2 protein-coding genes are annotated in these 3,077 nt (G+C 58.4%); both read right to left on the bottom strand.

The window, feature by feature from the left end; translation table 11 throughout:
• Positions 1-189: 189 nt before the first annotated feature.
• Positions 190-1,065 (bottom strand): hypothetical protein, encoded by an 876-nt coding sequence (locus AX744_RS12620; RefSeq protein ID WP_061017235.1) that lies wholly within the window; start codon positions 1,063-1,065, stop codon positions 190-192.
• A complete protein-coding gene (locus AX744_RS12615; RefSeq protein WP_061017233.1) occupies positions 1,038-2,576 on the bottom strand; it encodes an ATP-dependent nuclease in 1,539 nt (512 codons plus the stop codon). Before AX744_RS12615 ends, AX744_RS12620 begins: the two co-directional genes overlap by 28 nt.
• Positions 2,577-3,077: the final 501 nt, after the last annotated feature.

Below are 3,077 nucleotides of genomic sequence, written 5' to 3'. Positions count from 1 at the left end.
CGATCACTCGTGTGGCTCCGACCGGCATCGATCCGGTGACCTTTCGATTTTCAGTTGGATGCGGTGAGGTGATGGGGGCTCGTTGGTCGCCGCTTGCCGCGTGATTCCGTGGAAATCGTCACCGTTGGTTGTGGCTGATCTGAGGTGGTCTCAGTCGAACTACCGGCACAGAACCGGCACGGGCGTCGGTTAGACTCGCCAACCAGCGTTTGCGGCGAACCACTCGCTGTCTGCCCAAGCCTGCATTGCGAGGTATGGCCACCTACTAGGTGAACCGCGGCCAGATAGCCGAGCGTGGCGCATGCTGCGCGCTTGATCCGCGAGTAGCACGGAGACCCCTTCGGTGTCGCCACGATCGAAAGTCTCGTCTAGGAGTAGCACGTAGTCGGCGAGGAGGTCAGCCGCATTGTCTTCATAGAGTTCAAACAGCTTGAAGCGCTCGTAGTGGGTGCGTACTCGGACGGCGAGTTCATCTGACCATTCTTCCGGCGCACTGATGGCAAATCGCACAGGGGCGCCCGGCTCCTCTACTACCCGTGCGCTTATCCACTCCGAGTCCCCCAGGTCGTCGAAATACGGATGAAGGTACTGCTCATCTGCTTGACCCGCGAAATACGAACTCTTGCGATGGTTGCATGTTGTGCAGATCGGATAGAGATTATCAGGGACGATTGCCAGACCCGGCCAGAGCTCCTTGGGCAGGTAATGGTCCAACGCTGCAACCTGGCGCTCCATGCAGATGGGACACTTGGACCGCGGCGAGGACGCCCTAAGCCTGTTGTAGTAGAGGCGTGCGTTTCCCTTTTTGTTTGCCAACTTGCTTCTGTACACGTAGCGAATATCGTCCGCAAGCTCCGACGTGACAGTTCTGTTCCCTCGGGGCATCGTGTACCACGTAGAGGCGTCGGCCCGGCTTCGTAGTCTCTCTTCATGCCGGAGAAGGGTGTCCTCCGCCGCGCTCACCCGTGAAGTTCGGGCCCCGCCGCCGATCGCAGCGAGGATTTCTTTCACCCCGAAAACGGGGCGCTTGAGCGGAATCATCGAGCCGTCCGGCTCGAGAACCATGATCGGAGTATTGCTCTTGCCTCAAAGCCAAGCTCATCGTTGAAGTCCGCCACTATGGACTCATAGTCGGCATCGGTCCGCGTCAATGCAGCGTCAGTCAACATCTTGTGGAAACCGGATGCCTGCACCTCAAGGCCGAAAACGGCGCTAGTGAGCACGCCTACGTTTTCCCCGAAGGTTTCGCGATCCGGCCGGTCAGCCGTCTGGATCGACCCGTGCCGCGAAATCACGTGGACACAGTTCGCGGGCACTTCCTGTAGTACCACCGGTGAATGCGTGGCGATGATGGCCACGCCGTTTCGTTTCTTCATCAACTCCGACAAGGCGCGCACAAGAGCAGACAGCAGTGGCGGATGCAGATGCCCCTCCGGTTCGTCGATGAGAACGAGGCTCTGCTCTGTAACCGTCTCAACGAGCCTTGTGATGGTCAGCAGAACAATCTTGTGACCGGAACTGAGTTCGCCGAACAGTTCCTTGGCGGTTTCCACGAAGAACTCTTCGTCCTCTAGCGACGCGTTCGCGAGGTTCGACACTTGGGCATCGGCGAAGTTCACGTCGCTTTGAAGGGTCTCCAGCGCTCCACGCCACAGGTCGCGCGACTTCTCACTAATAACGCGCCACGCTGACTGCGCGAACGAGCCCGCGAGCTTCTCTGCTGGCCGTGTTTGCAGCTTCTTCTTCACATTCTGGTGCAGTCCGACGTAGGAGTACGCGACCGGGTACGTGAGGGGGTCATCCTCAACAGGGACCTTGACCACATCGAATGCACTGAAGCCGATGTGTACCAGATTGGCAACAGGCGGCCTCTCCGTATCGGAGCTGATGACGCACCCGGTTTCGTCGAGCCCCAAGAAAGTTTGCGTTATTTCACTTAGCAACGTGGTCTTGCCAGAACCATTGCGACCGATAAGCACGTGGACATTCGTGGGCGGAGTTGACCGCGGAGCGACCGCGAACTTGAGACGTAGCGGTTCCTCAAGACCGTCTTGCGACGCATTTGGCTTCACGAACGTAAAGTCAAAGCTCGCGACAGCATCAGTACCTGTGATGATTTTGTGAAAAATTCCCTCTACGGACGTAGATGCCACGGTTCGAGTCAAAGACTCATAGACGACAGGTGTGCCTCGCAGTTCATTGAAGACCTCTGGATCAATCGCCAAGTCACGTAGTGCATTCAGTACCGACGCAGCGCCCGAGCCGAGAACTGCGTTAAGATTCTCGTAGTATGACTCGTCCTGCCCTACGGAAACAAAGCCCTCGGGAAGTTCCTCGAAGGTCTGCGGCAGCTCCGTACGGTCCCCGTTGGTCTCCTTCGACTTGACGTAATCCTGTACGACGCTGCCGATCTTCACCCCGCCAAGATCTTTCCGCTCTCCCCGCGGGGTCGCGTAATAGGCGTAGTACGAGGTCTTGAACTGCCACCAGTCATTCCAGGACATGAGCTGGAGAAGGATTTCGTCGCGGAAGTCGCCGTCGCGCAGGTCGCTACGACTGATGACACGGAACCTCATGTACTTCCAATCTCGCGGATGGTGCACGAGGAGTCCGGGGCTTCCGTGCTCCTGGTCAATATCGGAAGCCTACCGCGCTCCCACCCAAGTCGCTCTCACGCTGAAGCGGTCAAGTAGCGCCAGTGAGCCGGCCGGCCGAAGGTCGGCCTTGAATGAGCAAAGAAAGTTCTCACAACGGCGCACCGTCAACGCTATTGGCCAGCCGCTTCGACGTGACGCGCGGCTCCCGCGGCGGCCGAATCTGAGGTCCAACCGGCACGAAACCGGCACGAGCTTCACGCCAGGGACATCTAGTCTCGCCGCGCTCGCTTACAGGAAGGAGTTCCACTCGCTCGATGCTCGGGCCGGAACAGGCCAGAGGGGCGGCCCAGAAAATGCTTCTCATCAGGTCAAAGCAAAACCCCCGCCATGTAGAAGCTAGGCGAGGGTTTCTGGAGTGATTGTAACGATCACTCGTGTGGCTCCGACCGGCATCGATCCGGTGACCTTTCGATTTTCAGT

The sequence above is a fragment of the Microbacterium sp. CCH5-D1 genome (assembly GCF_001557335.1).
Lineage (GTDB): Bacteria > Actinomycetota > Actinomycetes > Actinomycetales > Microbacteriaceae > Microbacterium > Microbacterium oxydans.
Note: the sequence above shows the minus strand (reverse complement) of the source record. Positions and strands in the feature narration are given on the sequence as shown.

Coding starts and splice junctions, on each gene's coding strand:
- AX744_RS12615 (WP_061017233.1), bottom strand. CDS start 2,576: ATGAGGTTCCGTGTCATCAGTCGTAGCGACCTGCGCGACGGCGACTTC.
- AX744_RS12620 (WP_061017235.1), bottom strand. CDS start 1,065: ATGGTTCTCGAGCCGGACGGCTCGATGATTCCGCTCAAGCGCCCCGTT.